At 67.8% G+C, this 24,749-nt stretch carries 26 protein-coding genes; 21 read left to right on the top strand and 5 right to left on the bottom strand.

The genetic code is table 11. The features are described 5' to 3' along the window. Window positions 1-98: 98 nt before the first annotated feature. Both QLH51_RS17850 and QLH51_RS17845 read right to left on the bottom strand, forming a co-directional pair. The gene (locus tag QLH51_RS17850; RefSeq protein WP_125659586.1) at window positions 99-455 is read right to left on the bottom strand and encodes a TfoX/Sxy family protein; all 357 of its coding nucleotides are present in this window, start codon (window positions 453-455) and stop codon (window positions 99-101) included. Next, window positions 452-1,345 (bottom strand): DMT family transporter, encoded by an 894-nt coding sequence (locus tag QLH51_RS17845; protein WP_125659589.1) that lies wholly within the window; start codon window positions 1,343-1,345, stop codon window positions 452-454. The genes QLH51_RS17850 and QLH51_RS17845 overlap by 4 nt, the downstream gene beginning before the upstream one ends. Window positions 1,346-1,466: 121 nt before the next feature. Here QLH51_RS17845 and QLH51_RS17840 point away from each other — a divergent pair, with 121 nt between their 5' ends. Next, window positions 1,467-1,592, top strand: coding sequence for a hypothetical protein (locus QLH51_RS17840; RefSeq protein ID WP_283514651.1), 126 nt, complete (start codon window positions 1,467-1,469; stop codon window positions 1,590-1,592). Between the two features lie 81 nt (window positions 1,593-1,673). Then, window positions 1,674-2,312 carry a DUF1345 domain-containing protein gene (locus tag QLH51_RS17835; protein ID WP_125659592.1) on the top strand — a complete coding sequence of 213 codons (639 nt, stop codon included), beginning with the start codon at window positions 1,674-1,676 and terminating at the stop codon, window positions 2,310-2,312. A 242-nt stretch (window positions 2,313-2,554) separates the two neighbouring features. On the opposite strand, the gene ispG is transcribed toward QLH51_RS17835, so the two are convergent. Continuing rightward, window positions 2,555-3,679, bottom strand: coding sequence for a flavodoxin-dependent (E)-4-hydroxy-3-methylbut-2-enyl-diphosphate synthase (ispG, locus tag QLH51_RS17830; protein ID WP_125659594.1), 1,125 nt, complete (start codon window positions 3,677-3,679; stop codon window positions 2,555-2,557). Between the two features lie 83 nt (window positions 3,680-3,762). On the opposite strand from ispG, the gene QLH51_RS17825 reads away from it, so the two are divergent. From QLH51_RS17825 to QLH51_RS17750, 16 genes are all read left to right on the top strand, one after another. Continuing rightward, a complete protein-coding gene (locus QLH51_RS17825) occupies window positions 3,763-4,944 on the top strand; it encodes an acyltransferase family protein (RefSeq protein ID WP_164516179.1) in 1,182 nt (393 codons plus the stop codon). Window positions 4,945-4,975: 31 nt separating this feature from the next. Next, entirely contained in the window at window positions 4,976-5,914 is a 939-nt protein-coding gene (locus QLH51_RS17820) for an isoaspartyl peptidase/L-asparaginase family protein (protein ID WP_125659600.1), read from the top strand. Then, window positions 5,911-6,306, top strand: coding sequence for an SMU1112c/YaeR family gloxylase I-like metalloprotein (gloA2, locus tag QLH51_RS17815; protein WP_206429120.1), 396 nt, complete (start codon window positions 5,911-5,913; stop codon window positions 6,304-6,306). Before QLH51_RS17820 ends, gloA2 begins: the two co-directional genes overlap by 4 nt. Window positions 6,307-6,349: 43 nt before the next feature. After that, window positions 6,350-7,192 (top strand): S1/P1 nuclease, encoded by an 843-nt coding sequence (locus QLH51_RS17810; RefSeq protein ID WP_125659604.1) that lies wholly within the window; start codon window positions 6,350-6,352, stop codon window positions 7,190-7,192. A gap of 86 nt (window positions 7,193-7,278) precedes the next feature. Then, a complete protein-coding gene (locus QLH51_RS17805; RefSeq protein WP_125659607.1) occupies window positions 7,279-7,575 on the top strand; it encodes a hypothetical protein in 297 nt (98 codons plus the stop codon). 79 nt (window positions 7,576-7,654) lie between these two features. Next, the gene (locus tag QLH51_RS17800) at window positions 7,655-9,352 is read left to right on the top strand and encodes a GGDEF domain-containing protein (RefSeq protein WP_164516180.1); all 1,698 of its coding nucleotides are present in this window, start codon (window positions 7,655-7,657) and stop codon (window positions 9,350-9,352) included. Window positions 9,353-9,418: 66 nt separating this feature from the next. Continuing rightward, window positions 9,419-11,110, top strand: coding sequence for a long-chain-fatty-acid--CoA ligase (locus QLH51_RS17795; RefSeq protein ID WP_164516181.1), 1,692 nt, complete (start codon window positions 9,419-9,421; stop codon window positions 11,108-11,110). Window positions 11,111-11,442: 332 nt separating this feature from the next. Beyond that, complete coding sequence (gene miaB, locus QLH51_RS17790) at window positions 11,443-12,750, top strand: tRNA (N6-isopentenyl adenosine(37)-C2)-methylthiotransferase MiaB (protein ID WP_125659612.1); 1,308 nt, start codon at window positions 11,443-11,445, stop codon at window positions 12,748-12,750. Further along, on the top strand, window positions 12,747-13,307 hold the full coding sequence (locus tag QLH51_RS17785) for a hemerythrin domain-containing protein (protein ID WP_206429121.1): 561 nt from the start codon (window positions 12,747-12,749) through the stop codon (window positions 13,305-13,307). Before miaB ends, QLH51_RS17785 begins: the two co-directional genes overlap by 4 nt. 104 nt (window positions 13,308-13,411) lie before the next feature. Beyond that, complete coding sequence (locus QLH51_RS17780; RefSeq protein ID WP_125659617.1) at window positions 13,412-14,470, top strand: NAD(P)-dependent alcohol dehydrogenase; 1,059 nt, start codon at window positions 13,412-13,414, stop codon at window positions 14,468-14,470. Between the two features lie 210 nt (window positions 14,471-14,680). Further along, the gene (locus tag QLH51_RS17775; RefSeq protein ID WP_125659620.1) at window positions 14,681-15,682 is read left to right on the top strand and encodes a PhoH family protein; all 1,002 of its coding nucleotides are present in this window, start codon (window positions 14,681-14,683) and stop codon (window positions 15,680-15,682) included. A 45-nt stretch (window positions 15,683-15,727) separates the two neighbouring features. Then, entirely contained in the window at window positions 15,728-15,985 is a 258-nt protein-coding gene (locus QLH51_RS17770) for a hypothetical protein (protein WP_125659623.1), read from the top strand. Further along, complete coding sequence (locus QLH51_RS17765; protein WP_125659626.1) at window positions 15,982-16,377, top strand: type II toxin-antitoxin system VapC family toxin; 396 nt, start codon at window positions 15,982-15,984, stop codon at window positions 16,375-16,377. The genes QLH51_RS17770 and QLH51_RS17765 overlap by 4 nt, the downstream gene beginning before the upstream one ends. Continuing rightward, entirely contained in the window at window positions 16,374-16,886 is a 513-nt protein-coding gene (gene ybeY, locus QLH51_RS17760) for an rRNA maturation RNase YbeY (protein WP_125659629.1), read from the top strand. The genes QLH51_RS17765 and ybeY overlap by 4 nt, the downstream gene beginning before the upstream one ends. Before the next feature lie 10 nt (window positions 16,887-16,896). Then, window positions 16,897-17,805, top strand: coding sequence for a hemolysin family protein (locus QLH51_RS17755; RefSeq protein ID WP_125659632.1), 909 nt, complete (start codon window positions 16,897-16,899; stop codon window positions 17,803-17,805). Window positions 17,806-18,300: 495 nt separating this feature from the next. After that, complete coding sequence (locus tag QLH51_RS17750) at window positions 18,301-19,644, top strand: PQQ-dependent sugar dehydrogenase (protein ID WP_125659635.1); 1,344 nt, start codon at window positions 18,301-18,303, stop codon at window positions 19,642-19,644. A 126-nt stretch (window positions 19,645-19,770) separates the two neighbouring features. Here the strand turns inward: QLH51_RS17750 and QLH51_RS17745 are convergent, their stop codons facing one another. Continuing rightward, a complete protein-coding gene (locus tag QLH51_RS17745; protein WP_125659638.1) occupies window positions 19,771-20,073 on the bottom strand; it encodes a polyhydroxyalkanoic acid system family protein in 303 nt (100 codons plus the stop codon). 23 nt (window positions 20,074-20,096) lie between these two features. Then, the gene (locus tag QLH51_RS17740; RefSeq protein WP_125659642.1) at window positions 20,097-20,429 is read right to left on the bottom strand and encodes an SMR family transporter; all 333 of its coding nucleotides are present in this window, start codon (window positions 20,427-20,429) and stop codon (window positions 20,097-20,099) included. 292 nt (window positions 20,430-20,721) lie between these two features. Here QLH51_RS17740 and lnt point away from each other — a divergent pair, with 292 nt between their 5' ends. The 3 genes from lnt to QLH51_RS17725 form a co-directional block, all read left to right on the top strand. Then, window positions 20,722-22,236 carry an apolipoprotein N-acyltransferase gene (gene lnt, locus QLH51_RS17735; protein ID WP_206429122.1) on the top strand — a complete coding sequence of 505 codons (1,515 nt, stop codon included), beginning with the start codon at window positions 20,722-20,724 and terminating at the stop codon, window positions 22,234-22,236. A 75-nt stretch (window positions 22,237-22,311) separates the two neighbouring features. After that, entirely contained in the window at window positions 22,312-23,523 is a 1,212-nt protein-coding gene (metK, locus tag QLH51_RS17730; RefSeq protein ID WP_125659648.1) for a methionine adenosyltransferase, read from the top strand. Window positions 23,524-24,003: 480 nt separating this feature from the next. Next, on the top strand, window positions 24,004-24,749 hold a 746-nt coding region (locus QLH51_RS17725; RefSeq protein ID WP_206429123.1), incomplete at its 3' end, for a hypothetical protein.

Below are 24,749 nucleotides of genomic sequence, written 5' to 3'. Positions count from 1 at the left end.
AGGTTTCAAGCGGCCCCCGTCGCGCCCTGTCACCGGGATATCCCGGCCGTGCCGGGATGACGTCTGGTTCGAACGGGGTGAAGCAGCCTTCCGGGCGATCACCCCTTCGCCCGCTTGCGCTTCACCGGCGCCCGCCGCCCCGCCTCCACCGCGATCCGGGCCCATTCCAGCATCGCATCGCCATCGTCGAGCACGTCGTCGGGCGCACGGCGATAGTTCATCGTCGCGGTCGTCCCGTCCTTGCGCGCATAGGTGAAGCGCACGCACCCCGCCGCGTCCCAGACCGGATCGGCGACCGCGTCCGACTTGAACCACAGCACGTCGTCCAGCACGATCGCGAAGACGGCCCCGTCGAGGTAAAGCGTCGCCCCGCCCATCATCCGCCGGAAACTCACCTGCCCGATCGGCGCCAGCGCCTCCCCGACCCAGTCGATCAGTCCGGTATCGACGCTCATGCCCCCGCCTCGCTCTGCACCGCCGGCACCCGCCGCCGCACCGCGACCACGCATCCCGCGACGATCAGCAGCGCGCCGACGACGGTATAGGGCGACACCGTCTCGCCGAACACGATCCATCCGGCCAGCGCCGCCCACACGAACGCGCTGTATTCGACCGGCGCCAGCACCTGCGCCTCGGCCCGGGCATAGGCCCAGGCGAGCGCCATCACCGATGCGATGTTGAGCAGCGCCGCCCCCAGCAGCGGCCCATATTGCGACGGCACCGGCAGGCCGCCCAGCCACGGCACGGCGGGCAACAGCATCGTGCCGATGACGAGGTTGGAGAACAGCGCCACCGCCAGCGGATCGGCGGCCTGCGCCTGTTGCCGCAGCAGGATCAGGCTGCCGGCGTACAGGATCGATGCCGCGACGCACGCCAGGCTGCCGAGCACCGCCTGCGTCGACGCATCGGCCTGCACCTCGCCCGCCGCGATCACCAGCACGCCCGCCGACGCGACGACCGATCCGACGATCGCCGCACGCCGGATCGTCTCGCCGAGGAACAACGCGGCGAGATACAGCGCGATCAGCGGCGCGAGGAAGGTCAGCGCCACTCCCTGCGCCATCGGCACCCGCGCCAGTCCCCAGAAGAACAGCACGACCGACGATCCGGCGGCGACCCCGCGCCCGATATGCAGCTTCAGCACGCCCCATGCCGGCCACCGCCCGCGTCGCGCGACGAACAGCACGCCGCACAGCACCGCACCCACCGCCGAACGCCACAGCACCGCATTGTACGCCCCGCTGTCGATCGACAGCTGCTTCATCAGCGCGTCCATGACCGTGTAGACCATGATTCCGCCCCCGGCGACGAGGAAGGCGCGCAAGCTGGACGGCGGGGTGGACATGGGCGAACCTTTGCGAACGGCGGGCGGCATCGCTGTCGCGTGCGTACCGATTCGATGCAAGGGCCGGGGCGTGGATGGTGTAGGCTCGCGGCCGGGCGCCTCGCCCGCGAAGGACAGCATCATGGCGAAGAGCCAGCAGAAGTCGAACAAGGAAGTCCGCAAGCCCAAGGCGGTCAAGGTAAAGACCATCGCCGCGAACGCATCGACCAAGGACAAAGCGGTCGGCATCGTGACGATCAAGAACTGAACCGGTCCCGCGCCCGGCTTTCCCGTCGACGGGACGGCCGGGCCGCTTCCGGACGACGTGGCGGTGCGATACAGCGCACCCATGTCGCTCGATCTGGGTCAACGCATCGCGCCGCCGCGCTTCATCGCCTTCGCGCTGGTCGCCGGGGCGATCGGGCTGTGGAGCATCCCGACGTTCGGATGGCGCAGCGGCGTGCCGCTGGCGTTCGATGCCGGGGCGGTCGTGTTCCTGCTGTCGTGCATCCCGCTGCTCGGGGCATCGACCGACGCGATGCGCGCCGCCGCGCTGCGCAACGACGCCAACCGCACGCTGCTGCTGCTGCTGTCGGCGGGGATCGCGATCGTCGTGCTGGCGGCGATCGGCGTCGAACTGGGCCAGCGCGGCAGCCCGGGCGCGGGGACGGTGATGCTGGTGGTGGCGACGCTGCTGCTGGCATGGGCGTTCGCCAACACCGTCTATGCGCTGCATTACGCCCATCTGTTCTACACCGCCGGCGAGGACGGCAAGGATGACGGCGGCATCGACGTGCCCGGTACGGACGAACCCGATTACTGGGACTTCGTCTATTTCGCCTTCACGCTGGGCATGACGTTCCAGACGTCGGACGTATCGATCACCTCGCGCACGATGCGGCGCACGGTGACCGGCCACTGCGTCATCGCGTTCGTCTTCAACCTCGGCGTGGTCGCGTTCAGCGTGAACGTGCTGGGCGGGTCTTAGGGTTAGAGTTTGATCCATCCCTATTGAAACGGGCGTCATCCCGGCGAAGGCTGGGATCTCCCGGTGGTAGCGCGCAGCAGGAGCCGATGGAGACCCCAGCCTTCGCTGGGGTGACGTTTCCATACGGATGGATCAAACACCCAGGGTTAGCCACGCAAGCCATTCCGTTCGTCCCGAGTAGCCATTTCGACTGCGCTCAGCCCCTGCTGGGCACGAACGGTCCGGCGGGATTTGATCGCCCCCTACTCCGCCGCCTGCGGCACCGCCGCGCTTGCCGCGTCGATCTCCGCCGCCTTCGCCTCAACCAGTTTGACGATGTGCTCGATCATGTCGGCGTCCTGGACATGGTGGTCGGTGACCCCCGACAGATAGACCATGTGCTTGCCGTTGCCGCCGCCGGTGATGCCGATATCGGTTTCGCGCGCTTCCCCCGGACCGTTGACGACGCAGCCGAGCACCGACAGCGACATCGGCGTGCGGATATGCTGCAACCGTTCCTCCAGCGCCTGCACGGTGCGGATCACGTCGAACCCCTGCCGCGCGCACGACGGGCACGACACCACGCGCACGCCGCGGTTGCGGATGCCCAGGCTTTTAAGAATTTCGAACCCGACGCGGATTTCCTCCTCGGGCTCGGCCGACAGCGACACGCGAATCGTGTCGCCGATCCCGAACCACAGCAGCGATCCGATGCCGATCGACGACTTGACCGTCCCGCCGACGAAGCCGCCCGCCTCGGTAATGCCCAGATGCAGCGGGCAGTCGACCATGTCGGCCAGCTGCTGGTACGCCGCGACCGCCATGAACAGGTCGGATGCCTTCACCGCGACCTTGAACTCGTGGAAGTCATGGTCCTGCAACAGCTTGATATGGTCCATCGCCGACTCGACCAGCGCGTCGGGGCATGGCTCGCCATATTTTTCGAGCAGATGCTTTTCGAGGCTCCCGCCGTTCACGCCGATACGGATCGCACAGCCATTGGCCTTGGCCGCGCGCACGACTTCGGCGACGCGATCGTTCGACCCGATATTGCCCGGGTTGATCCGCAGGCAGGCGGCACCCGCATCGGCCGCTTCCAGCGCACGCTTGTAGTGGAAATGGATGTCGGCGACGATCGGCACGCGCGCGGCCCGCGTGATCTGGCGCAGCGCGGCGGTGCTGGGCACGTCGGGACACGACACGCGGATGATGTCGGCGCCCGCCTCTTCGCAGCGACGGATCTGGTCGATCGTCGCGACGGCGTCGGACGTGTCGGTGTTGGTCATGGTCTGCACCGTCACCGGGGCGTCGCCGCCGACGGGCACGTTGCCGACCATGATCTTGCGGCTTTGCCGGCGGTGAATATCGCGCCATGGGCGGATCGACATGCGCTTCTCGCTAACGTTTGGGTTACTTGGTCCCTGATATAGCCGCGCATTGCTTCACGCGAAAGTCGCGTCGGGAACGGGAATTGGCTGCAGCGATCATCAGCACATCGTCACGACATTATGGCCTCGACTGGCTCCGCATCGCCGCCTTCGCCGTTCTCATCGTATACCATATCGCACTGGCGTTCAGCCCGTGGCGCTGGGTCGTGACGACCGGCCATGCCTATGACGCGCTGATCGCACCGATGGCTCTGGTGACGCCGTGGCGACTGGGGCTGTTGTTCGCGGTATCCGGCTATGCCAGCGCGACACTGGTCGCGCGCGCAGGCGCGCCATGGGCCTTTGCCGGTTCCCGAACGCGCCGGCTGCTGATCCCGCTGTCGTTCGGAATGCTGGCGATCGTTCCCGCCGAAATGTGGGTGCGGGTGATGGAGGCGGGCTATCCCCATGGCTATCTGCGCTTCTGGCTGATCGATGGCTGGCGGTTCGGAACCTATTACGGCGTCGCCTTTCCCAGCTGGGAACATCTGTGGTTCCTCGTCTATCTGTGGTGCTATTCGATGCTGTTGGCGGGCTTCGTCGCATGGGAACCGGCGGCGCGGTGGACGGACCGGGCGGCGTCGTGGCTGGCGGTCGATGCCCGGCTGCTGTGGGCGCCGATCGCGGTGATGACGGGCGTGCGGCTCGCCGCGCTGTTCGTGGTGCCGGAGGGTCAGGGGCTGCTGCACGATGTGGCGGGCCATTCGCAATATCTGCCGCTGTTCGCGCTGGGGTTCCTGATCGCCCGGCGACCGGCATTGTGGCGCGCGCTCCGTCGCCATGCCGGCACGGCCGCGCTGCTCGCGGTGGCGGCCGGGGCGATCGTGGTCGCCGTCGAGCTGCGCTATCCCGGCGATACCGTGCCGCCCCATGCCGCGATGGCCGCCAACCGCGCCGCGCGATCGATCATGGGCTGGTCGATGGTCCTGACGTTGTTCTGCCTTGCCGACCGTTTCGCCAACCGCGACCATCGCTGGCGCGCACCGCTCGGCCGGGCGGTGTTTCCCGCCTATATCGTCCATCATCCGGTGATCGTGCTGGTGACGTGGTTCACCCTGCCGCTGGCGCTGAACCCGTGGATCGAGGCCGCCGTGCTGCTGGCGGCGACGGTGCTCGCCTGCATCGCCGCCTGCTGGCTCGCGCGCGCCCTGCCGCCGCTCGGCATCCTGCTGGGCGTGACGCCGCCGCGCCCGCGCAAGGGTGGCGCCGCTCCCGCGATCTGCTAGCAGGCGGCAAACCGCCAAGCAGGATCACGCAATGTCTATTCCTTCCCCCCGCCCGTGGACCCTGCTGGTACATGGCGGCGCCGGCATCCTGACGCGCGAGACGGTCGGCGCCGAAACCGATGCCGCCGCCCGCGCCGGGCTCGACGCCGCGCTTGCAGCGGGCGAGGCGGTGCTGTCGCACGGGGGCAGCGCGCTCGACGCGGTCGAGGCGGCGGTGCGCGTGCTGGAGGACGACCCGACCTTCAATTCCGGACGCGGCGCGGTGCTGACCTTCGACGGCACGATCGAGCTCGACGCCGCGATCATGGACGGGCGTGACCGCCGCGCCGGTGCCGTCGCCGGCGTCACCCGCAGCCGCCACCCCGTCACCCTCGCCCGCGCGGTGATGGACCACAGCCCGCACGTCCTGCTCGCCGGCCGGGGCGCCGACACCTTCGCCGCCGAACAGGACATCGAACAGGTCGCCCCCGACTGGTTCATGACCGCCGAGCGGCGCGCGCAGCTGGAGGCGATGAAGGCCGATCCCGACAACTGGTTCGACGTCGACATGAAATACGGCACGGTCGGCGCGGTCGCGGTCGACGGCGCGGGCCATGTCGCCGCCGCGACCTCGACCGGCGGCGTGACCGCCAAACGTTGGGGCCGGGTCGGTGATTCGCCGCTGATCGGGGCGGGCACCTATGCCGACGACCGCGCCTGTGCGATGTCGGCGACCGGATCGGGCGAGTTCTTCATCCGCATCGGCGTCGGCCACGAGATCGCGGCGCGCATCCGCTTCACCGGCGAGCCGTTGCAGGTCGCCGCCGACACCGTGCTTGCCGAGACGAAGGCACTGGGCGGCACCGGTGGCGTCATCGTCGTCGGCCCCGACGGCGACGCCGCGTGGAGCCTGACCACGCCCGGCATGTATCGTGGCCGCGTGTCGCAGGGCGGCACGCGCCACGTCGCGATCTATGGCGACGAGGGATGAGCGGTCTGGCCGGCCTCCATCATGTCGCGATCATCGCCTCGGACTATGCCCGGTCGAAGGCGTTCTACGCCGACGTGCTGGGCTTCGCGATCGTCCGCGAGATATGGCGGGCCGAGCGGCAGTCGTGGAAATGCGACATGACGATCCCGGGTGCGCAGATCGAACTGTTCACCTTCCCCGCCGCGCCACCCCGCCCGTCGCATCCCGAAGCGCTCGGCTTGCGCCACCTTGCCTTCACCGTCGCCGACATCGATGCCGAGGTCACCCGTCTCGCCGCCCATGGCGTCGCGTGCGAACCGGTGCGGATCGACGAGCATACCGGACAGCGCTTCACCTTCTTCGCCGACCCCGACGGCCTGCCGCTGGAGCTGTACGAAACCAGCCGCCCGTAACGCGCGCTTGCAGCCGGCGGGGAAGCGCGTAAGGGCCAAATCCATGATTCGCCGCCTGATCCTCGCGCTCGTCTGCGTCTTCGCGACCTCCCCGGCCTATGCCTATTGGGAATTCGGCCATGAAAGCGTCGCGACGATCGCCCGGCTGAACGTCCGCCCCGAAACCCGTGCCGCGATCGAGCGTATTCTCAAACATCAGGCGCTGCTCGAAACGCCTACCTGTCCGGCACGCACCCTCGAACAGGCCAGCGTCTGGGCCGATTGCGTGAAGCCGCTCGGCGAACGCTTCAGCTATGCGTATTCGTGGCATTACCAGAATGTCGATGTGTGCAAACCGTTCGACCTGAAATCGGCGTGCAGGGACGGCAATTGCGTGTCGGCACAGATCGAACGCGACGTGAAGCTGCTGAAGGATCCGAAGGTCCCGATGCGCGAAAAGGTGATGGCGCTGGCGTTCCTCGTCCATTTCGTCGGCGACCTGCACATGCCGCTCCATGCCGGCGACCGCGGCGACCTGGGCGGCAACCGGGTGAAGGCGGATTACGGCGTCTATGGCCCCGAACGCTTCAACCTGCATTCGATCTGGGACGGGCCGCTGGCCGAACGCGCGATCAGCACCCCGCCGACCATCCTGCGCACCTACACCGCCGCCGAGCGTGCGCCGGTGCAGGCCGGCAGCGTCGAGGACTGGAGCCGCGACAGCTGGGCCGTCAGCCGCGACTATGCCTATGCCCCCGCCTATGGCGGCGACGCCTGCGCCCCCAAGAGCGCACAGCGGGTCAAGCTGGACGATGCGACCATCGCCCGGCTGGTGCCGATCGCGCAGGATCAGGTGAAGAAGGGCGGCCTGCGCCTCGCGCGCCTGCTGGACGAAGCGCTGGGGTAAGGGCGTACCCCATTGCGCCCCACGGTCGCGCGTGTCAGCTTGGACACCATGACCGCGATCACGCGGCGAGCGAGAATGGGGACAGGATGCGACTTTACGCGACGATCGCGGCGGCAATGCTGCTGGCGGGCTGCGGTTTCGGCCCGGCGACGGGTGGCCCCGAACTGACGGTGACCGGCCCCAGCGACGCGGTGGCGGCGTTCGTCCGCCAGCAGGGGGCACAGCGTCCCAGTCGCGCGACGACCTTTCCCGAAACCGTCGGTAACGGTCGCTCCAGCGCGCGGGTGATGCTGCCGGTCGGGACCGGCGCACCGACGGTCCAGGCGCTGATGCGACAGGCGGCGGTCGCCGGGCTGACCACGGCAGTCGTCCGCCGGCAATGACATGCGACCCGCCGGTTCACGCAAAGGAACGAAGCCGGCGTTAACCGAATATTGGCGGCTGGAATGCGAAGCCGGCCGCATGATGTGGTCCTGTCGCATGGTGTTGTTCGCGCTGTTGCTTGCGATCGGCGTCCTCGGCGCCGCGTCGGCACGGGCGCAGGCCGGCGTCGTCGGCGTCGTCGGCGCGAGCCTGTCGACCTGCGCCAGCCGCGTCGCTCCCGGCGATACGCCACAGGCGATGTTCGCGCATCCCGAGCGGTTCGACTGCACCAGCCCGCAAACCGCCCATGGCAGCGGCGACTACTGGATCCTGTCTGGCCCGCTGCCCCCCGGCACCGACGGCGCGCGTCCGATCCGCGTGCGCCAGGCCAGCCTGTCGCAGGACCGCCTCGCCGTCTACGCCCTCGCCGCGGACGGCCGGATCACCGGTATCGTCAACGACCAGATCGGCATCTCGCGCCACCTGCGGCTGGGCGCGGTGATCGAGCACCGCTTCGTGCCCGGCGATGCGCCGATCACGCGGTTGCTGTGGCGCGTCGACGGCGCCAGCAACCTGCGCGGGGTCGTCGTCGGCGCACGGGTCGCCAGCGACGGCGACAGCATCCGCTCCGACCTGCTGTTCGCCGCCTTCTACGCCGCGTTTCTCGGACTGGTTTCCGGGCTGCTGATCTACAATCTCGCGCTGTGGAACGTGCTGCGCCACGATTTCCAGCTCGCCTATTGCGGGCTGCTCGGCTGCGTGCTGCTCTATGCGCTGTCCTCCTCAGGCCTGCTCGCCTGGGTGCTGCCGGGTATCGAGAACAACCGCCGCATCCTCTTCAACTATATCGTGCTGTGCTGGGGCATGTCGGCGGCGCTGACCTTCTGCGCGCATTTCTTCGAATCGCACATTCTCGAAGGATGGCCGCAACGGCTCATCACTGTCACGACCTGGACCTTCGGCGTGCTCGGCGTGCTGTTCATGGCGGTCGGATCGGTGGCGATGCACCCGCTCGACCGGCTGTATTCGCTGGTCATGTTCGTCTCGCCCGGCGTCGTCATGGCGGTGCTGTGGCGCGCATGGCAGCGGCGCAGCCGGTTCCTGTGGATGTTCCTCATCAGCTGGATCTCGCCGATCGCCATGCTCGCCGTCCGCTCGGCGTTCAATCTCGGGCTGGTGCCGTGGAGCTTCTGGATCGACAATTCGACGCTGGTCGCGATGGCGATCGAGACGCTGGTGGCGAGCATGGCGATCGCCCACCGCATCCTGATGCTCAGCCGCGAACGCGACGAGGCGGTGCGGCAGGAGGCGATCAGCCGCGAACTGGCCGATACCGACCCGCTGACCGGGCTGCTCAACCGCCGCGCCTTCCTCGCCCGCGCGATCCCGGCCGATGGCCCGCGCACGCTGATGCTGTTCGACATCGACCATTTCAAGCAGGTCAACGACACCATCGGCCATGACGGCGGCGACGAGGTGCTGCGCCTGTTCGCCCGCACGCTGCGCTATCACGCGCGGACCGGGGTCCTCGTCGCACGGATGGGCGGCGAGGAATTCGCGCTGCTGGGCGAAGAGGACGCGATGCCCGACCCCGAACTGATGCTGGCCAGCGTCCGCGGCGAACGCCTGCCCTTCGACCTGCGCATCACCAGCAGCATCGGTATCTGTCACGGGCCGTTGGCGGACGAGAACGACTGGAAGCGGCTCTATCGCCTTGCCGACCAGGCGCTGTTCCAGGCGAAGACCGCGGGGCGCGACCGCGCCGGCCGGGCGCCACCGGCCGCGATGGCCGCCTGACGCCGCAGCGTACGTTAGGCGCAACCCTGCTTGCATGATCCGCAACCCCTGCTTACACTTTTGTCAATGAGCAGCACTGCCCCCGTCCTCGACCGCTACGTCCACCCGGTGCCGTGGGAGACGCCGCTGCCGCCCCTGTCGATGGTGACGCTGTTCGAGGAGTCGGCGGCGAGGCGGGGCGAGGCGCCGCTGATCGACTTCCTCGGTCGGCACTACAGCTATGCCGAGACGAAGAACGGCGCCGACCGGGTCGCCTGCGGGCTGGCGGCGATGGGCTATGGTCCCGGCGACCGCATCGGGCTGTTCCTGCCCAACGTGCCGCATTATGTCGCGGCCTATTACGGCATCCTCAAGCTCGGCGCGACGGTGGTCAATTTCTCGCCGCTCTACACCGCGCAGGAACTGGCGGCGCAGGTCGAGGATTCGGGGACGAAACTGCTCTTCACCCTCTCGGCCTCCGCGCTGCTGCCGACCGCGCTGACGGTGCTGGAAACCAGTTCGCTCGAACGGCTGGTCGTCGGGTCGGTCGCCGGTGCGCTGCCGCCCGCCAAGTCGCTGTTCTACCGCTGGTTCCGCTCGAAGGAGGTGACGCCCCGCCCCGCCGACCCGCGCGTCACCGCCTTTTCCGCGCTGATCGCCAACGACGGCGGCTGCGGCACGCCGGTGATCGATCCCGACCATGATCTGGCATTGATCCAGTACACCGGCGGCACCACCGGCAGTCCCAAGGGCGCGATGCTGACCCATGCCAATCTGTCGGCCAATGCCCGGCAGGTCGCGTGGCTCGACCCCGATGGCGTGAACCCGTGCGAACGCATTCTCGGCGCGCTGCCGATGTTCCATGTCTTCGCCAACACCTGCGTCCTCAACCGCACCGTCGTGACCGGCGGCGAGATCGTGATGCTGCCGCGCTTCGATGCCGGACAGGTGCTGGCGGCGCTCGCCCGGACGAAGGCGACCGCCTTTCCCGGCGTGCCGACCATGTATCGCGCGCTGCTCGATCATCCGCGTCTGGCGCAAACCGATTTCTCGTCGCTGCGCTTCTGTATCTCGGGCGGCGCGCCGATGCCGCCGGAACTGAAGGAACGCTTCGAGGCGGCGACCGGCGCGACGCTGGTCGAGGGCTATGGCCTGTCGGAAAGCTCGGGCGTGGTGTCGTGCAATCCCTATGCCGGGCCGCAACAGGCGGGCAGCATCGGCCAGCCGATCGCACAGACCCGCGTGCGGCTGGTCGACAAGGAAGACGCCGGCCGCCCCGCGCCCGAGGGCGAACCGGGCGAGATCGTCGTCGCCGGGCCGCAGATCATGCGCGGCTACTGGCACCGTCCCGATACCGAGGACACGACCTTCTGCATCGATGCCGACGGCACGCGCTGGCTGCGCACCGGCGATGTCGGCACGATCGACGCCGACGGCTTCGTCCGGATCGTCGACCGGCTGAAGGACATGATCGCGGTCGGCGGGTTCAAGGTCTTTCCGAGCGAGATCGAACGCGTCCTGTACCATCACCCGGCGATCCGCGAGGCGCTGGTCGTCGGCCTCCCCAACGACTATCGCGGCGAAAGCCCGCATGCCTATGTGACGCTGGCCGAGGACGCCGATGTGACCGGCGAGGCGCTGAAGGCCTGGCTCAACCCGCAACTGGGCAAGCACGAACGCGTCGATGAAGTCGTCGTCCGCCTTACCCTGCCCAAGACGATGATCGGCAAACTGAGCCGCAAGGACCTGATCGCCGAAGTGCTGGCGGAACGCGGGTAGCCTTTTGTCGTCACCCCGGACTTGATCCGGGACACCGCTTATTTTCGTCTTCACGCGCAGGCACGAAGAGAAGAAGTTAGGTTTCGCGCAAAAACGCAGAGACGCAGAGACGCGGAGGGGGTGTGGAGCAGGCCGTCGCAGCCCGTCCGGCGAAGCCTCTCGCGTGCTGCGCCGGAGATAGAGAGCCGCTATCGCGGCGAGCACAACCCCTCTGCGTCTCCGCGCGAACCACTCTCTTCGCGCCTCCGCGCCTTCGCGTGAACCAATCTTCTTCTGCCACGCGAACCGCCCCACCCTTCCGACCATCGCCCAAATCCGGTAAGGGCGCAGCCATGACCACCCCGAAAACCTTCCACGTCAAATCGTTCGGCTGCCAGATGAACGTCTATGACGGCGAGCGCATGGCCGAACTGATGGCGGCGCAGGGCATGACCGCGACCGACGACGCCAATGCCGCCGATCTGGTCGTGCTCAACACCTGCCACATCCGCGAAAAGGCGACCGAGAAGGTCTATTCGGACATCGGCCGGCTGCGCAAGCACGGGTCCGACCCGATGATCGCGATCGCCGGCTGCGTCGCGCAGGCCGAGGGGGAGGAGATCGTCCGCCGCGCGAAGGTCGACGTGGTGGTCGGTCCGCAGGCATATCACAACCTGCCCCGGCTGGTCGCCGATGCCGCCGCCGGCAAGCCCGCGCTCGACACCGACATGCCGCCCGAATCCAAGTTCGGCCACCTCCCCGCCCGCCGCCGCAGCGGGCCATCGGCGTTCCTGACCGTGCAGGAAGGGTGCGACAAGTTCTGCACCTATTGCGTCGTGCCCTACACGCGGGGCGCGGAAATCAGCCGCCCCTTCGCGCGCATTGTCGACGAGGCGAAGGCGCTGGTCGATGGCGGCGCGCGCGAGATCACGCTGCTGGGGCAGAACGTCAACGCCTGGACCGACGCCGACGGTCGCGGGCTCGACGCGCTGATCCGCGAGCTAGACCGCATCCCGGCGCTGCAACGCATCCGCTATACCACCAGCCACCCCAACGACATGACGCAGGGGCTGATCGACGCGCACGGCGATGTGGAAAAGCTGATGCCGTTCCTTCACCTGCCGGTACAGGCGGGCAGCGACCGGGTGCTCAAGGCGATGAACCGCAGCCACACCGCCGACAGCTATCTGCGCCTGCTCGACCGCGTCCGCGCCGTGCGTCCCGACATCGCGCTGTCGGGCGACTTCATCGTCGGCTTCCCCGGCGAAACCGAGGCGGAGTTCGAGGAGACGCTGAGGCTGGTCGACGCGGTCGGCTATGCGCAGGCGTACAGCTTCAAATACTCACCCCGCCCCGGCACCCCCGCCGCCGACATGGCCGGCGAGGTGCCGATGGCGGTGATGGACGACCGGCTGCAACGGCTCCAGTCCGCGTTGCTGCGCGACCAGAAGGCGTTCAACGACGCCGCGGTCGGTCGCATCTGCAACGTACTCGTCGAACGGCAGGGGCGTCATGCCGGGCAGATGCTCGGCAAGTCGCCATGGCTGCAATCGGTGCATTTCGTCACCGACGCGGCGATCGGCGACATGGTCGAGGTGGAGATCGCCGGCGCGGGACCGGTGTCGCTGTCGGGCGTCGAACGGGTACGGGCGGCGGCGTGAGCGATCCCTTCGCGCTCGACACGCGCGACGGCATCCCCGACGACATCGCCTATCTGCGCGCGCGCCACCACCAGGGCGACTGGGCCGCGCACGCCAATTTCGGGCAGTTGTGCGACTTCTGGCTGCACGTCCACCGCTCGCTGCGCAGCGAAGGGGCGGCGATGGAGGCGATCATCGCCGATTTGCGCGAAGGCCGCCTCGACCCGCAGCGCTTTCCCCAGCGCTTCGTACCCGCGCTCAACCAGTTCCTCGGTCATCTGGATGGCCATCACCGGATCGAGGACGGGGTCTATTTCCCCAGATTCCGTGCGCTGGACCCGCGCATGGCGCGCGGCTTCGACCTGCTGGAGGCCGATCACCACGCGATCCACGACGCGCTGGAAGCCACCGTCGGCAGCGCGCGCGGCCTGCTCGCCAGCCTGACCGACGCCCGCGCCGCCGAAACCCATGCCGCCGCCGCCGCGACGCTGACCCGCCTGTTGCTGCGGCATCTGGCGGACGAGGAGGATCTGGTGATTCCGGCGATGCTCGAACATGGCGAACGTCGTGTCGGATGAACCGGTCGCCGGATAAATCAAATACTTGATATATTGTATCGGCAACCAAAGCGGCGACCTTGCATTGCAGCGCCCGTGATCCCTCCATCATGGACTTCCGCAATATGACGACCCCTGCCAAGGGCTATGCCGCCCAGAGCCCCGAAGCGAAGCTCGCGCCCTTCTCGTTCGAGCGCCGCGACCCGCTTGCCACCGACGTCGCGATCGACATCCGCTATTGCGGCGTGTGCCACAGCGACCTGCACACCGCGCGCGGCGAATGGCCCGGCACCCTCTATCCTTGCGTTCCCGGCCACGAGATCGTCGGCACCGTCACCGCCATCGGCAGCGACGTGAGCCGGTTCCAGGTCGGCGATACCGTCGGCGTCGGCTGCATGGTCGACAGCTGCGGCCAGTGTCCGTCGTGCCATGAGGGCGAGGAACAATATTGCACCGGCACCGGCTTCGTCGGCACCTATAACGGCCCCGACCCCGTGCTCGGCGGCCACACCTTCGGCGGCTATGCCGACCATATCGTCGTCGACCAGGACTTCGTGCTGAAGATCCGCCATGACGAAGGCGACCTCGCCGCCGTCGCGCCGCTGCTGTGCGCCGGGATCACCACCTACTCGCCGCTCAAGCACTGGGGCGTCGGTCCGGGGCAGAAGGTAGGCATCGTCGGTCTGGGCGGCCTGGGCCATATGGGCGTCAAGATCGCCGCGGCGATGGGCGCCGAGGTCTATGTGTTCTCGACCTCGCCGGGCAAGCGCGACGATGCGAAGCGGCTGGGCGCGAAGGACCTGATCGTGTCGAAGGACGAAGCGGCGATGGGCGAACATGCCGGCAGCTTCGACTTCATCCTCAACACCGTCGCCGCTGCCCACAATCTCGACCAGTTTCTCGGCCTGCTCAAGCGCGACGGCACGATGACGCTGGTCGGCGTACCCGAAACGCCGCATCCCTCGCCCTCGGTCGGCACGCTGGTCTTCGGTCGCCGCGCGCTGGCCGGTTCGCTGATCGGTGGCATCGCCGAGACGCAGGAAATGCTCGATTTCTGCCACCAGCACGGCCTGACCGCCGATATCGAGACGATCGCGATGGACGAGATCGAGACCGGCTACGACCGGATGCAGAAGAGCGACGTGAAATATCGCTTCGTCATCGACATGGCGACGCTCGACTGACGCCAACGGGGGGCCGTCGGGTCCCCCGTCGCTTTTTTGGGCTGTCCCGCTGCCGCGCGCTCTGCCACTATCGCTCCCGATGCAGTCGCGCCGCCCCTGGCTCCCCCGTCCGCCTTCGTGCGTTGCAGGCGTGATGCGCCGTTTCCATATTCGTCATGCTTCAGCCGGCCGGACGCATCCCGCGTTCCGGCCGCTTTTCGAAAGGATCGCATGAGCCGCAAGCCCGTTCCCGCCCAAGCCGGACAGCGCGCCCGCGCCGAGCTGAGCTTCGACAAGCCGCAACTCCTCCTGCGCCTGTTCGGTGAGTTCGACGCGAACCTGCTGGCGCTGGAGGAGCGGCTAGGCGTCTATATCACCGCACGCGGCGACCGCGTCGGGATCGAAGGGTCGGCCGAGGCCGTGGCCCATGCCCGCGAGGTGCTGAACGAACTGCACCGTCGCATCCTGCGCGGCGAGGAGGTCGATCCCGGCCTGATCGACGCGGTCATCGCCATGTCGACCCAGCCCGCGCTGGACGGCATCTTCCGCGCGGAGAATGGCGAGGGCGCGCCGTCGATCATGATCCGGACGCGCAAGAAGACGATCGTCCCGCGCACCATCGCGCAGGCCGGCTACATGCACCAGCTGCTGTCCAACGACATCATCTTCGCACTGGGGCCGGCGGGCACCGGCAAGACCTATATCGCCGTGGCGCAGGCGGTGGCGCAGCTCATCACCGGCAGCGTCCAGCGGCTGATCCTGTCGCGCCCGGCGGTCGAGGCGGGCGAGAAGCTGGGCTTCCTGCCCGGCGACATGAAGGAAAAGGTCGATCCCTATCTGCGCCCGCTGTACGACGCACTGAACGACTGCCTGCCTGCCGAGCAGGTCGAACGCCGCATCCTGTCGGGCGAGATCGAGATCGCCCCGATCGCGTTCATGCGCGGCCGCACGCTCGCCGACGCCTTCGTCATCCTCGACGAGGCGCAGAATACCACCCCTGCGCAGATGAAGATGTTCCTGACCCGCTTCGGCCAGAACAGCCGCATGGTGGTATGCGGCGATCCCAACCAGACCGACCTGCCCGGCGGCGTGCAGGCATCGGGCCTTGCCGACGCCACCCGCCGGCTGGAGGGGATCGAGGGCATCGCCTTCGCCCGCTTCGGTGCCGGCGACGTCGTCCGCCACCCGATCGTCGGGCGGATCGTCGAGGCCTATGAAGGCAAGGATGCTTGAGGCCGACCACGCGGGGGCGTAGATCGGACCGGAAAGGAAACGACGATGGGCATTCATATCCCGAACGATCCGACGCTGGCCGAACGAATCGCTCGCCTGTCGTCGCGCCTTCACGTCAGCGAAGATAAACTCATGACCCGGGCACTCGATGATTTGGAAGAAAACCTCAACCGGTACGAACGCAACCCCGAAGCGCCAGAGTGGCTTCGCAAGTTCTGGAAAGACCACCCACTTCCCCCGCCTGTAGGGCTGAAGGCCGACAAGGCCTTCTACGACTGGTTGTCCGGCGAGGAAGACGAGTGAAGCTGTTCCTCGACGCATCGGCGTTGGTAGCGATGATCGCTGGCGAAAGTGACGCGGACACCCTCGCGTGGCGCATGACGGATTTCACCAGCTTTCTGACGTCGCCGATCGCGCGTTGGGAAGCGGTGATCGCGTTGTTCCGGTCGCACAATTTCGATTGGCTGTCGGCTCAGAGGAATGTCGACGACCTGCTTGCCCTGCACGATGTGGCGATCGTTCCAATCGGCGATCTCGAAGGACAGTATGCCCTGGGAGCCTATGCTCGCTACGGCAGGGGCCAGCACCCGGCCAAACTCAACATGGGCGACTGCTTCGCCTACGCCTGTACCCGCATCTATGATGCCACATTGCTCTACAAGGGCGACGACTTCGCAAGGACCGACCTCGCATGATCGATATCGCCGTACAGGCAGAAGCCGACTGGCCGCAGGACCACGATTGGGAGGCGCTGGCCATCCGCGCCGCGACCGCGGTGATCGCGCGCACGCCGCAAGGCGAATGGCTGACCGACCCGGCGCTGATCGAGGTCGCGGTGCGGCTGACGTCCGATGACGAGGTGCAGACGCTCAACCGCCAGTACCGGCAGAAGGACAGGCCGACCAACGTCCTGTCCTTTCCGATGATCCAGCCCGACCTGCTGGCGACGGTCACGCAGAACAGCGACGATGGCGAGGTGTTGCTGGGCGACATCGTCCTCGCCCACGGCGTCTGCGCGGCGGAAGCGGCCGACCGCGGTATTTCGGTCGCCGATCATGCCACGCACCTGATTGTCCATGGCTGCCTGCATTTGCTAGGTCACGACCATCAAAATGATGCCGAGGCGGAAGCCATGGAGGCGATCGAGCGTTCCACGCTCGCCGAACTCGGCCTGCACGACCCCTATCCCGTTACAGAGGACTGACACGACCATCATGGCCGACGCTTCGACCAGCACCACGCCCGGCGACAGTAGCAGCTCCGAAGGGGGCATATGGCGCGGCCTGCGCTCGCTGATCTTCGGCACCGATGCCAGCGAGACGCTGCGCGAACGGATCGAGGAGGTCATCGCCGCGCATGAGGACGAACGCGACGCGCCGGTGGCGGGCGACCTGTCGCCGATCGAGCGCAAGATGCTGCGCAACATCCTCCATTTCGGCGAGCGTGACGCCGGCGACATGGGCGTGCCGCGCGCCGACATCGTCGCGCTGGAGGAGAATACGCCGTTCGCCGACGTGGTGAAGCTGTTCGCCGAGGCGGGGCACAGCCGCCTGCCGGTCTATCGCGAGAAGCTCGATACCATTGTCGGCATGGTCCATGTGAAGGATGTGTTCGCGATCCTCGCGAAGGGGGAGGAGCATCCGCAGACCGCGATCGGCCTGCTGCGCCAGCCGCTCTACGTGCCGCAGTCGATGGGCACGCTCGACCTGCTCGCGCAAATGCAGGCCAGCCGCACCCATCTCGCCATCGTGCTCGACGAATATTCCGGCACCGACGGCCTCATCACCATCGAGGATCTGGTCGAGGAGATCGTCGGCGCGATCGAGGACGAACATGACGAGGCACCGACCGACCTGTTCGTCCCGCTGGACGGCGGCGCATGGGAAGCCGATGCACGGGCCGAGCTGGAGGACGCCGCCGAACTGATCGACCCGCGGCTGGGCGAGGTCGAGGAGGATGTCGAGACGCTGGGCGGCCTCGCCTTCGTCCTTGCGGGCGAAGTGCCCAAGCAGGGCACGTGTCTCGACCATCCGTCGGGATGGAAGATCGAGATCGTCGCCGCCGACACCCGCCGCGTCCTGCGCCTGCGCCTGCACCCCCCACTCGCCACGATCGAGGAATAACAGCATCCGTCCACTCCATGCGAAGGGGTGGCGGAGGGGCTTTGCCGCAGGCGGGACGGACCCGACCGCGTCGGAGCGGGCGGCACCGACCGATCACGCCCGCTGATCGCCCGATCCGATCACAGCCGCCGGAACGCTGCATTTCCGCAGTGTCATGCTTTGGGCGTATTGTTTTCGTACAGAATCGGCATCAACCGACGGCTGGTTGCGATCGAAACGATCGCGTAACGCGGTGATCGTTCCGCTTTACGGATCGGCGGGCGTCGATGGATGCGGCTGCGGCGTTTGCCGCGCCCGTCGCGATGCCGCCGACGGGCCGCCGGCGCTGCTCCCTTGGCGCCGGCGGTTCTCTTCAGGCCCGCTCGACCCGCGCCGCGAGACAACCATGCACGGCGCGATGGGCATGGAGACAGGTGACGTCCGGCAAGGGTTGCGCGCGCGACAATCGGACGCGGCCCCTTCCCCCCGCCGCCGCCGCGCCCTATCCATGCCGCCATGCGCAAACACGCCCTCCGTTTCGGAATCGTCCTGCTGGTCCTTGTCGCCGGCATCGTCTTCTATCTCACCCGCCCCGACCGGGCGCAGCTGGGCGAGAACGCCGTCACCGGCCGCGCGCCGCAACTGTCGCAGGTCCGCAAGCAGACGATCCCGACCGTTCGCGTCGCCGAGCCGACCGGCTGGAAGGACGGCCAGACCCCGACCGCGCCGGCAGGATTGCAGGTGCAGGCGTTCGCCAAGGGGCTCGACCATCCGCGCTGGCTCTACCGCCTAGCCAATGGCGACGTGCTGGTGGCCGAAACCAACAGCCCGCCGCGCGACGGCGGCGGCATCACCGGCTGGTTCATGCGGCTGTTCATGGACCGCGCCGGCGCCGGAACGCCCTCGGCCAACCGCATCACCCTGTTGCGCGATGCCAATGGCGACGGCGTGGCGGAGGGGCGCTCGGCGCTGCTGACCGGGCTCAGTTCGCCGTTCGGCATGGCGGTGGTCGGCGACTGGCTCTACGTCGCCAACACCGACGCGCTGGTCCGCTATCCCTTCCGCGTCGGCCAGACCCGGATCACCGCCGCCCCCGAAAGGATCGTTGCCCTGCCCGGCGGCGGCAATCATTGGGCGCGCAACGTCGTGGCCGATCCCGACGGCAAGTCGCTCTATGTCAGCGTCGGCTCGGCATCGAACGTCGCCGAGAACGGGCTGGAGATCGAAAAGAACCGCGCCGCCATCTGGCAGGTCGATCCGGTGAGGAAGAGCTTCCGCATCTATGCCACGGGCCTGCGCAACGCGAACGGCATGGCGTTCGAGCCGCGCACCCGCGACCTGTGGGCGGTCGTCAACGAACGCGACATGCTCGGGTCCGACATGCCGCCCGATTACCTGACCAAGGTCGAGTTCGGCGGCAACTATGGCTGGCCGTGGCATTACTGGGGCGGCTATATCGACGACCGTGTCCAGCCGCAGCGGCCCGACCTGCGCCAGTATGTCGCCCGTCCCGACTATGCGCTGGGCGCCCATGTCGCCCCGCTCGGCCTCGCCTTCACCACCGACATGCGGCTGGGCGATCGCTTCGCCAACGGCGCGGCGATCGGGCTGCACGGTTCGTGGAACCGCGTGCCGCCGTCGGGCTACAAGGTCGTCTACATCCCCTTCGCCGCCAATGGCGGCTTCCCCGCGGCCAACGCGAAACCGGTCGACCTGCTCGCCGGCTTCCTGTCGGCCGACGGCAAGCAGGCCTATGGCCGCCCGGTCGGGGTGATCGCCGACCGCACCGGCGCGATGCTGGTCGCCGACGATGTCGGCAACACCATCTGGCGCGTCAGCCAGCCGCTGGCCGCGCGGTAATCCGCAACCGCGCTCGCGTTTGAACGTCACCCCGGCGCAGGCCGGGGTCTCCCCGTAACAGCACGCTGCACGAGCCGCGAAAGACCCCGGCCTGCGCCGGGGTGACGCTTGCATTGAACCGGGGCGTTACTTCAGCAACGCCGGCCCGTCGCGCCCCAGCTTCTCCCTGATCTTGTTCGCGAACATCGCCAGCATCGGCGGCAGGTCGAGCACCGCATGGACATGCGCGTCGTGCATCTCGCAGCGCGCCTTGATCGTCTGCCCCATGCCGCTGACCGTGAAGTGCAGCGTGTCGCCGTCCCAGCGCTTGTCGTGCATCACGCCGCCGGGAATCATCCCCGCCAGCTTGTCGATGCCGCCATCGATCCGCTGGCGCACGCCCGCGCGACCGAGCTTGTGGGGAATGTCGACTTCGACCGGCTGGTGCATGCTAACTCCTCTTCGCGCCCCATCTAGTGGCTCACGCTGTTCGAAAACAGGTTCATCACGACGACCCCGGCGAGGATCAGCGCCATGCCAAGCATCGCGGGCAGGTCGAGCCGCTGTCCCTGAAACCCCCACGCGATCGACGCGACCAGCACGATCCCGACTCCGGACCAGATCGCATAGGCGACACCGGTCGGCATGGTCCGAAGCGCCAGCGACAGGCAGTAGAAGGCGACCGCATAGCCCGCCACCGTCACGATCGAGGGCACGAGTTTCGTGAACCCTTGGGTCGCGCGCATCGTCGAGGTGGCGATCACTTCGGCGACGATCGCGATGGCGAGCCAGGCATAGGCGGTCATGGTGTGGAGATAGGGGACACGGCGCCAGATGGAAGCGCAGCGGGTGGCGCTTGGTTCTCGACAAGCTCGAACTGAACGAAGGTGGGTTCGGGCCTCCCTCCCCAAGTTCCGTAAGATTCGAGCCCTCCCCCCTACCCGTTCGGTTCGAGCAGATTCGAGCTTGTCGAGAAGCGTCTGTCGAGAACGCGCCGCCCAACAACACCCCGTTCTCGACAAGCTCGAACCAGACGGATTACCGGGGAGTGCTTCGCCCCCCTTGCACCCTCCCCCGGCACGGCGGATATGCGGCTGCGTGCCCGCTCTCCTCGCCCTGCTCGCCGGCCTGACCTCGGCCCTCGGTTTCGCACCGCTCGAATGGTGGCCGGTGACGCTTGCCGCGCTGGCGCTGTGGCTGTGGGTCGTCCACCGCGCGCCGACGCTGAAGGCCGCGCTGTGGCGATCGTGGCTGTTCGGCGTCGCCCATTTCACGGTCGGCAACAACTGGATCCAGCACGCCTTCGACTTCCAGGACCGGATGCCCCCGGCGCTCGGCTATGTAGCGGTGGTCGGGCTGGCGCTGTACCTCGCCATCTACCCGATGCTGGCGGGCGGCATCGCATGGAAGCTCGGCCGGCGCGGCGAGCGTCCCGACCTCGCTTTTGTCGCCGTTGCTGCCGCCGCATGGATCGCGACCGAATATCTCCGCGCGGTCGTCTTCACCGGCTATGCGTGGAACCCGGTCGGCGTGATCTGGGTGCCCACCCCGCTCCGTAGCGTAGCCACCTTCACGGGCACCTATGCGCTCTCGGGGCTGACCGTGCTGCTGAGCGCCGCGATCCTGCTTCCCCGCGCGAAGGTGCGTGCCGGCGTCCTCGTCGCGCTCGCGTTGCTGATGCTGGTGCCCGACCCCGCCCCGACGCCCGCGACCGTCGCCGCCACCGCCCCGCGCGTCCGGGTGGTGCAACCGAATTTCCCGCAAGAGGCCGTCCGCAGCCCCGGCTATGACGAACGCCTGCTCGACCGCCAGATCGAACTGTCCGGCGCCCCCGGCCCCGCCCCACGCCTCGTCGTGTGGCCCGAAGGCACCGTCAATTTCTATCTGGAAGATGGCTATCCGTTCGACTGGTACACACAGTCGCCCTCGCTGCTGCGCGCGCGCATTGCCAGCGTGCTGGGGCCGCGCGACGTCGCGCTGGTCGGCGGCACCGCGCTGAACTTCGGGCAGGACCGGCAGTTGCAGGGCGCGGGAAATTCGGTCTTCGCGCTCACCCCCGACACCCGCATCGTCGGCCGGTATGACAAGGCGCATCTGGTGCCCGGCGGCGAATATCTGCCGATGCGCTCGATCCTCCAGCCGCTCGGCCTGTCGCGGCTGGTGATGGGCGACATCGATTTCGCCCCCGGCCCGGGGCCTGCCACCGTGACCCTGCCCGGCTTCGGCCCGGTCGGGATGCAGGTGTGTTACGAGATCATCTTCTCGGGCCAGGTCGTCGACCGCGCGCACCGCCCCGCCATCCTGTTCAACCCGTCGAACGACGCGTGGTTCGGCGCATGGGGCCCGCCACAGCATCTGGCGCAGGCGCGGCTGCGCGCGACCGAGGAAGGCCTCCCGGTCCTGCGCGCGACCCCGACCGGCATCTCGGCGGTGATCGACGCCACCGGCGCGCTGGTCGCGACCATCCCGGCGAACCGTGCCGACGCGATCGAGGTGCCGCTGCCCGCCCCCCATGCCCCCACCCTGTTCGCGCGGGTCGGCAACTGGATGGCGCTGCTGGCGATAGTTTTGCTGTCCGCCCTCGCGATTGCCATCCGGCGCCGTGCGCGCTAGGGCTTCGACATAAGGAAAGCTTTATATGCGGCATGGCAACGGCCGCGCGCTTTCCCTCCAGACCAGAGGAAGTCCATGCGTTCCAATTATCTCTTCACCTCGGAATCGGTATCCGAAGGCCATCCCGACAAGGTCGCCGACCAGATTTCCGATTCGATCGTCGACCTGTTCCTGTCGAAGGACCCCGAAGCGCGCATCGCCTGCGAAACGCTGACTACGACCCAGCTCGTCGTCCTCGCCGGTGAAATCCGCTGCAAGGGCGTGTTCGAGAACGGCCAGTGGGCCGATGGCGCGCAGGACGAGATCGAGGCCGCCGTGCGCGAAACCGTGAAGAAGATCGGCTACGAACAGTCGGGCTTCCACTGGGAAACCTTCCGCTTCGAAAACAACCTGCATGCGCAGTCGGCGCATATCGCGCAGGGCGTCGACGCGACGGGCAACAAGGACGAAGGCGCCGGCGATCAGGGCATCATGTTCGGCTTCGCCTGCGACGAAACGCCCGACCTGATGCCGGCGACGCTGGACTACAGCCACAAGATTCTCGCGAAGATGGCGGCTGACCGCCACGCCGGCACCGCACCGTTCCTCGAACCCGATGCCAAGAGCCAGGTGACGCTGCGCTTCGACAACGGCAAGCCGGTCGCCGCGACCGCGATCGTCGTCTCGACCCAGCACGCGCCGGGCTATGACGACGGCGCGAAGGAAGCCGAACTGCACGCCTATGTGAAATCGGTGATCGCCGACGTGCTGCCCGCCGACCTGCTGTCGGATGCGACCGAATATCACATCAACCCGACCGGCAGCTTCGAGATCGGCGGGCCGGACGGCGACGCGGGTCTGACCGGGCGCAAGATCATTGTCGACACCTATGGTGGTGCTGCCCCGCACGGCGGCGGCGCGTTCAGCGGCAAGGACCCGACCAAGGTCGACCGGTCGGCGGCGTACATCACCCGCTACCTGGCGAAGAACATCGTGGCGGCGGGCCTCGCCAAGCGCTGCACCATCCAGCTCGCCTATGCGATCGGCGTGTCGAAGCCGCTGTCGCTCTATGTCGACACGCACGGCACCGGCACCGTCGCCGACGACGCGATCGAAACCGCGATCGCCGGCATCGCGAAGCTGGGCGGCCTTACCCCGCGCGGCATCCGCACCCACCTGTCGCTCAACAAGCCGATCTATCGCCCGACCGCGGCCTACGGCCATTTCGGCCGCAAGCCCGAAGGCGACCTGTTCCCGTGGGAAAAGACCGATCTGGTCGACGATCTGAAGGCCGCGCTTGCCGCCTGATTCCCCCTCGACAGGGTCGTGAAAGTACGGGAGGTTCGCCGATGGGGCGGACCTCCCGTTTTCATGTCCGCCCTGCGGGAAACCTCTGCGAAAGTCGCAATATCAGCCTCGATCCTGCCGCACCCTTGCGCAGGCAGGAATCGCGGCACCGGCGCTAGAGCATGATGACTTCAGGAATAGCCGTTCGTCCTGAGTAGCCGCTGAGCTTGTCGAAGGGGCGTATCGAAGGACTGCCACAGGCGCTTCGATACGGGTTTTCGACAAGCTCAGCCCCTACTCAGCACGAACGGGTAGGTTTCAAGTCATCATCTTCTTATGGACTCCCCCCTGCGCGGCAGCGACGATGGGAGTTGTCCAGACCCGATCGTCATCCTGGCGATCGCCGAGGCCCGCGTCATGCACCACTGTCTCGACACCGCAACGAAGATGCGGAAGGTTCGTCAGCGACGCGGACATCTCGTCCGCCCGTGGGGGGGGCATATGATGCGGACATGGATGGCGGCGTTGGCGGCGGCGGCGATGGTTGCGACCCCGGTCGCGGCGCAGGTGGTGGGCAGCCCCGTCTCGGCGAAGCCCGGCAAGCCCTACCGCTTCAAGCATAGCGACATTGCCACACCGGCCGAACTGGACGGGATGCGGCGGGTCGACGTCCGCCAGCTCGGCGACAACGAACTCGACGTGTTCGCCGTGTATCAGGACGGCCCGGACGCGATCACCGTCTATGTCTATCGCAGCCTGATTGGCAGCGTACCGGTATGGTTCGACCGGGCCCGCGCCTCGGTCGAACTGCGCCGCGAGATGTTCGGCAACGTCGCGCCGGTCGTCCCCGTCGCCTTCACCCCGCCGGGCCAATCGACCGCCAGCGGGCTGATGGCCGGATGGACGCTGAACAAGGCGCCCTATCGCGGCACGGCGCTCGCCATCCTGCCGGTCGGCGAGTGGCTGGTGAAGATCCGCTACAGTTCGTCGAAGCTGGACGGTCCGGCGGTCGCGGCGCGCATCCCGGCAATCCTGTCGGCACTGCAATGGCCGGGCAGCATCGCGCCCGCCCCCGCCGCGACGCCGATCGCCGAGTGCCCGACCGCGCTGGCCTTTGCCGCCAATGCGGCTCCGGTTTCCGGCGGCGAGGCACTGATGTCGTCCGCACTGAGCGGCGGGCTGGTCGCCGCGGCGGCGGGCAGGAAGGGCGCGGCGACGCCCCCCGCCACCCCGCCCTTCTGGTGCCG

The sequence above is a fragment of the Sphingomonas sp. 2R-10 genome (assembly GCF_030062225.1).
GTDB lineage: Bacteria > Pseudomonadota > Alphaproteobacteria > Sphingomonadales > Sphingomonadaceae > Sphingomonas.
The sequence above is the reverse complement of the archived record's forward strand: the minus strand, read 5'-3'. Positions and strand labels throughout refer to the sequence as shown.

Excerpts from the sequence above, each read along its gene's own strand:
- QLH51_RS17850 (WP_125659586.1), bottom strand. The coding sequence starts at position 455 with ATGAGCGTCGATACCGGACTGATCGACTGGGTCGGGGAGGCGCTGGCG.
- QLH51_RS17845 (WP_125659589.1), bottom strand. The coding sequence starts at position 1,345 with ATGTCCACCCCGCCGTCCAGCTTGCGCGCCTTCCTCGTCGCCGGGGGC.
- QLH51_RS17840 (WP_283514651.1), top strand. The coding sequence starts at position 1,467 with ATGGCGAAGAGCCAGCAGAAGTCGAACAAGGAAGTCCGCAAGCCCAAG.
- QLH51_RS17835 (WP_125659592.1), top strand. The coding sequence starts at position 1,674 with ATGTCGCTCGATCTGGGTCAACGCATCGCGCCGCCGCGCTTCATCGCC.
- ispG (WP_125659594.1), bottom strand. The coding sequence starts at position 3,679 with ATGTCGATCCGCCCATGGCGCGATATTCACCGCCGGCAAAGCCGCAAG.
- QLH51_RS17820 (WP_125659600.1), top strand. The coding sequence starts at position 4,976 with ATGTCTATTCCTTCCCCCCGCCCGTGGACCCTGCTGGTACATGGCGGC.
- gloA2 (WP_206429120.1), top strand. The coding sequence starts at position 5,911 with ATGAGCGGTCTGGCCGGCCTCCATCATGTCGCGATCATCGCCTCGGAC.
- QLH51_RS17810 (WP_125659604.1), top strand. The coding sequence starts at position 6,350 with ATGATTCGCCGCCTGATCCTCGCGCTCGTCTGCGTCTTCGCGACCTCC.
- QLH51_RS17805 (WP_125659607.1), top strand. The coding sequence starts at position 7,279 with ATGCGACTTTACGCGACGATCGCGGCGGCAATGCTGCTGGCGGGCTGC.
- QLH51_RS17800 (WP_164516180.1), top strand. The coding sequence starts at position 7,655 with ATGATGTGGTCCTGTCGCATGGTGTTGTTCGCGCTGTTGCTTGCGATC.
- QLH51_RS17795 (WP_164516181.1), top strand. The coding sequence starts at position 9,419 with ATGAGCAGCACTGCCCCCGTCCTCGACCGCTACGTCCACCCGGTGCCG.
- miaB (WP_125659612.1), top strand. The coding sequence starts at position 11,443 with ATGACCACCCCGAAAACCTTCCACGTCAAATCGTTCGGCTGCCAGATG.
- QLH51_RS17780 (WP_125659617.1), top strand. The coding sequence starts at position 13,412 with ATGACGACCCCTGCCAAGGGCTATGCCGCCCAGAGCCCCGAAGCGAAG.
- QLH51_RS17775 (WP_125659620.1), top strand. The coding sequence starts at position 14,681 with ATGAGCCGCAAGCCCGTTCCCGCCCAAGCCGGACAGCGCGCCCGCGCC.
- QLH51_RS17770 (WP_125659623.1), top strand. The coding sequence starts at position 15,728 with ATGGGCATTCATATCCCGAACGATCCGACGCTGGCCGAACGAATCGCT.
- ybeY (WP_125659629.1), top strand. The coding sequence starts at position 16,374 with ATGATCGATATCGCCGTACAGGCAGAAGCCGACTGGCCGCAGGACCAC.
- QLH51_RS17755 (WP_125659632.1), top strand. The coding sequence starts at position 16,897 with ATGGCCGACGCTTCGACCAGCACCACGCCCGGCGACAGTAGCAGCTCC.
- QLH51_RS17750 (WP_125659635.1), top strand. The coding sequence starts at position 18,301 with ATGCGCAAACACGCCCTCCGTTTCGGAATCGTCCTGCTGGTCCTTGTC.
- QLH51_RS17745 (WP_125659638.1), bottom strand. The coding sequence starts at position 20,073 with ATGCACCAGCCGGTCGAAGTCGACATTCCCCACAAGCTCGGTCGCGCG.
- QLH51_RS17740 (WP_125659642.1), bottom strand. The coding sequence starts at position 20,429 with ATGACCGCCTATGCCTGGCTCGCCATCGCGATCGTCGCCGAAGTGATC.
- metK (WP_125659648.1), top strand. The coding sequence starts at position 22,312 with ATGCGTTCCAATTATCTCTTCACCTCGGAATCGGTATCCGAAGGCCAT.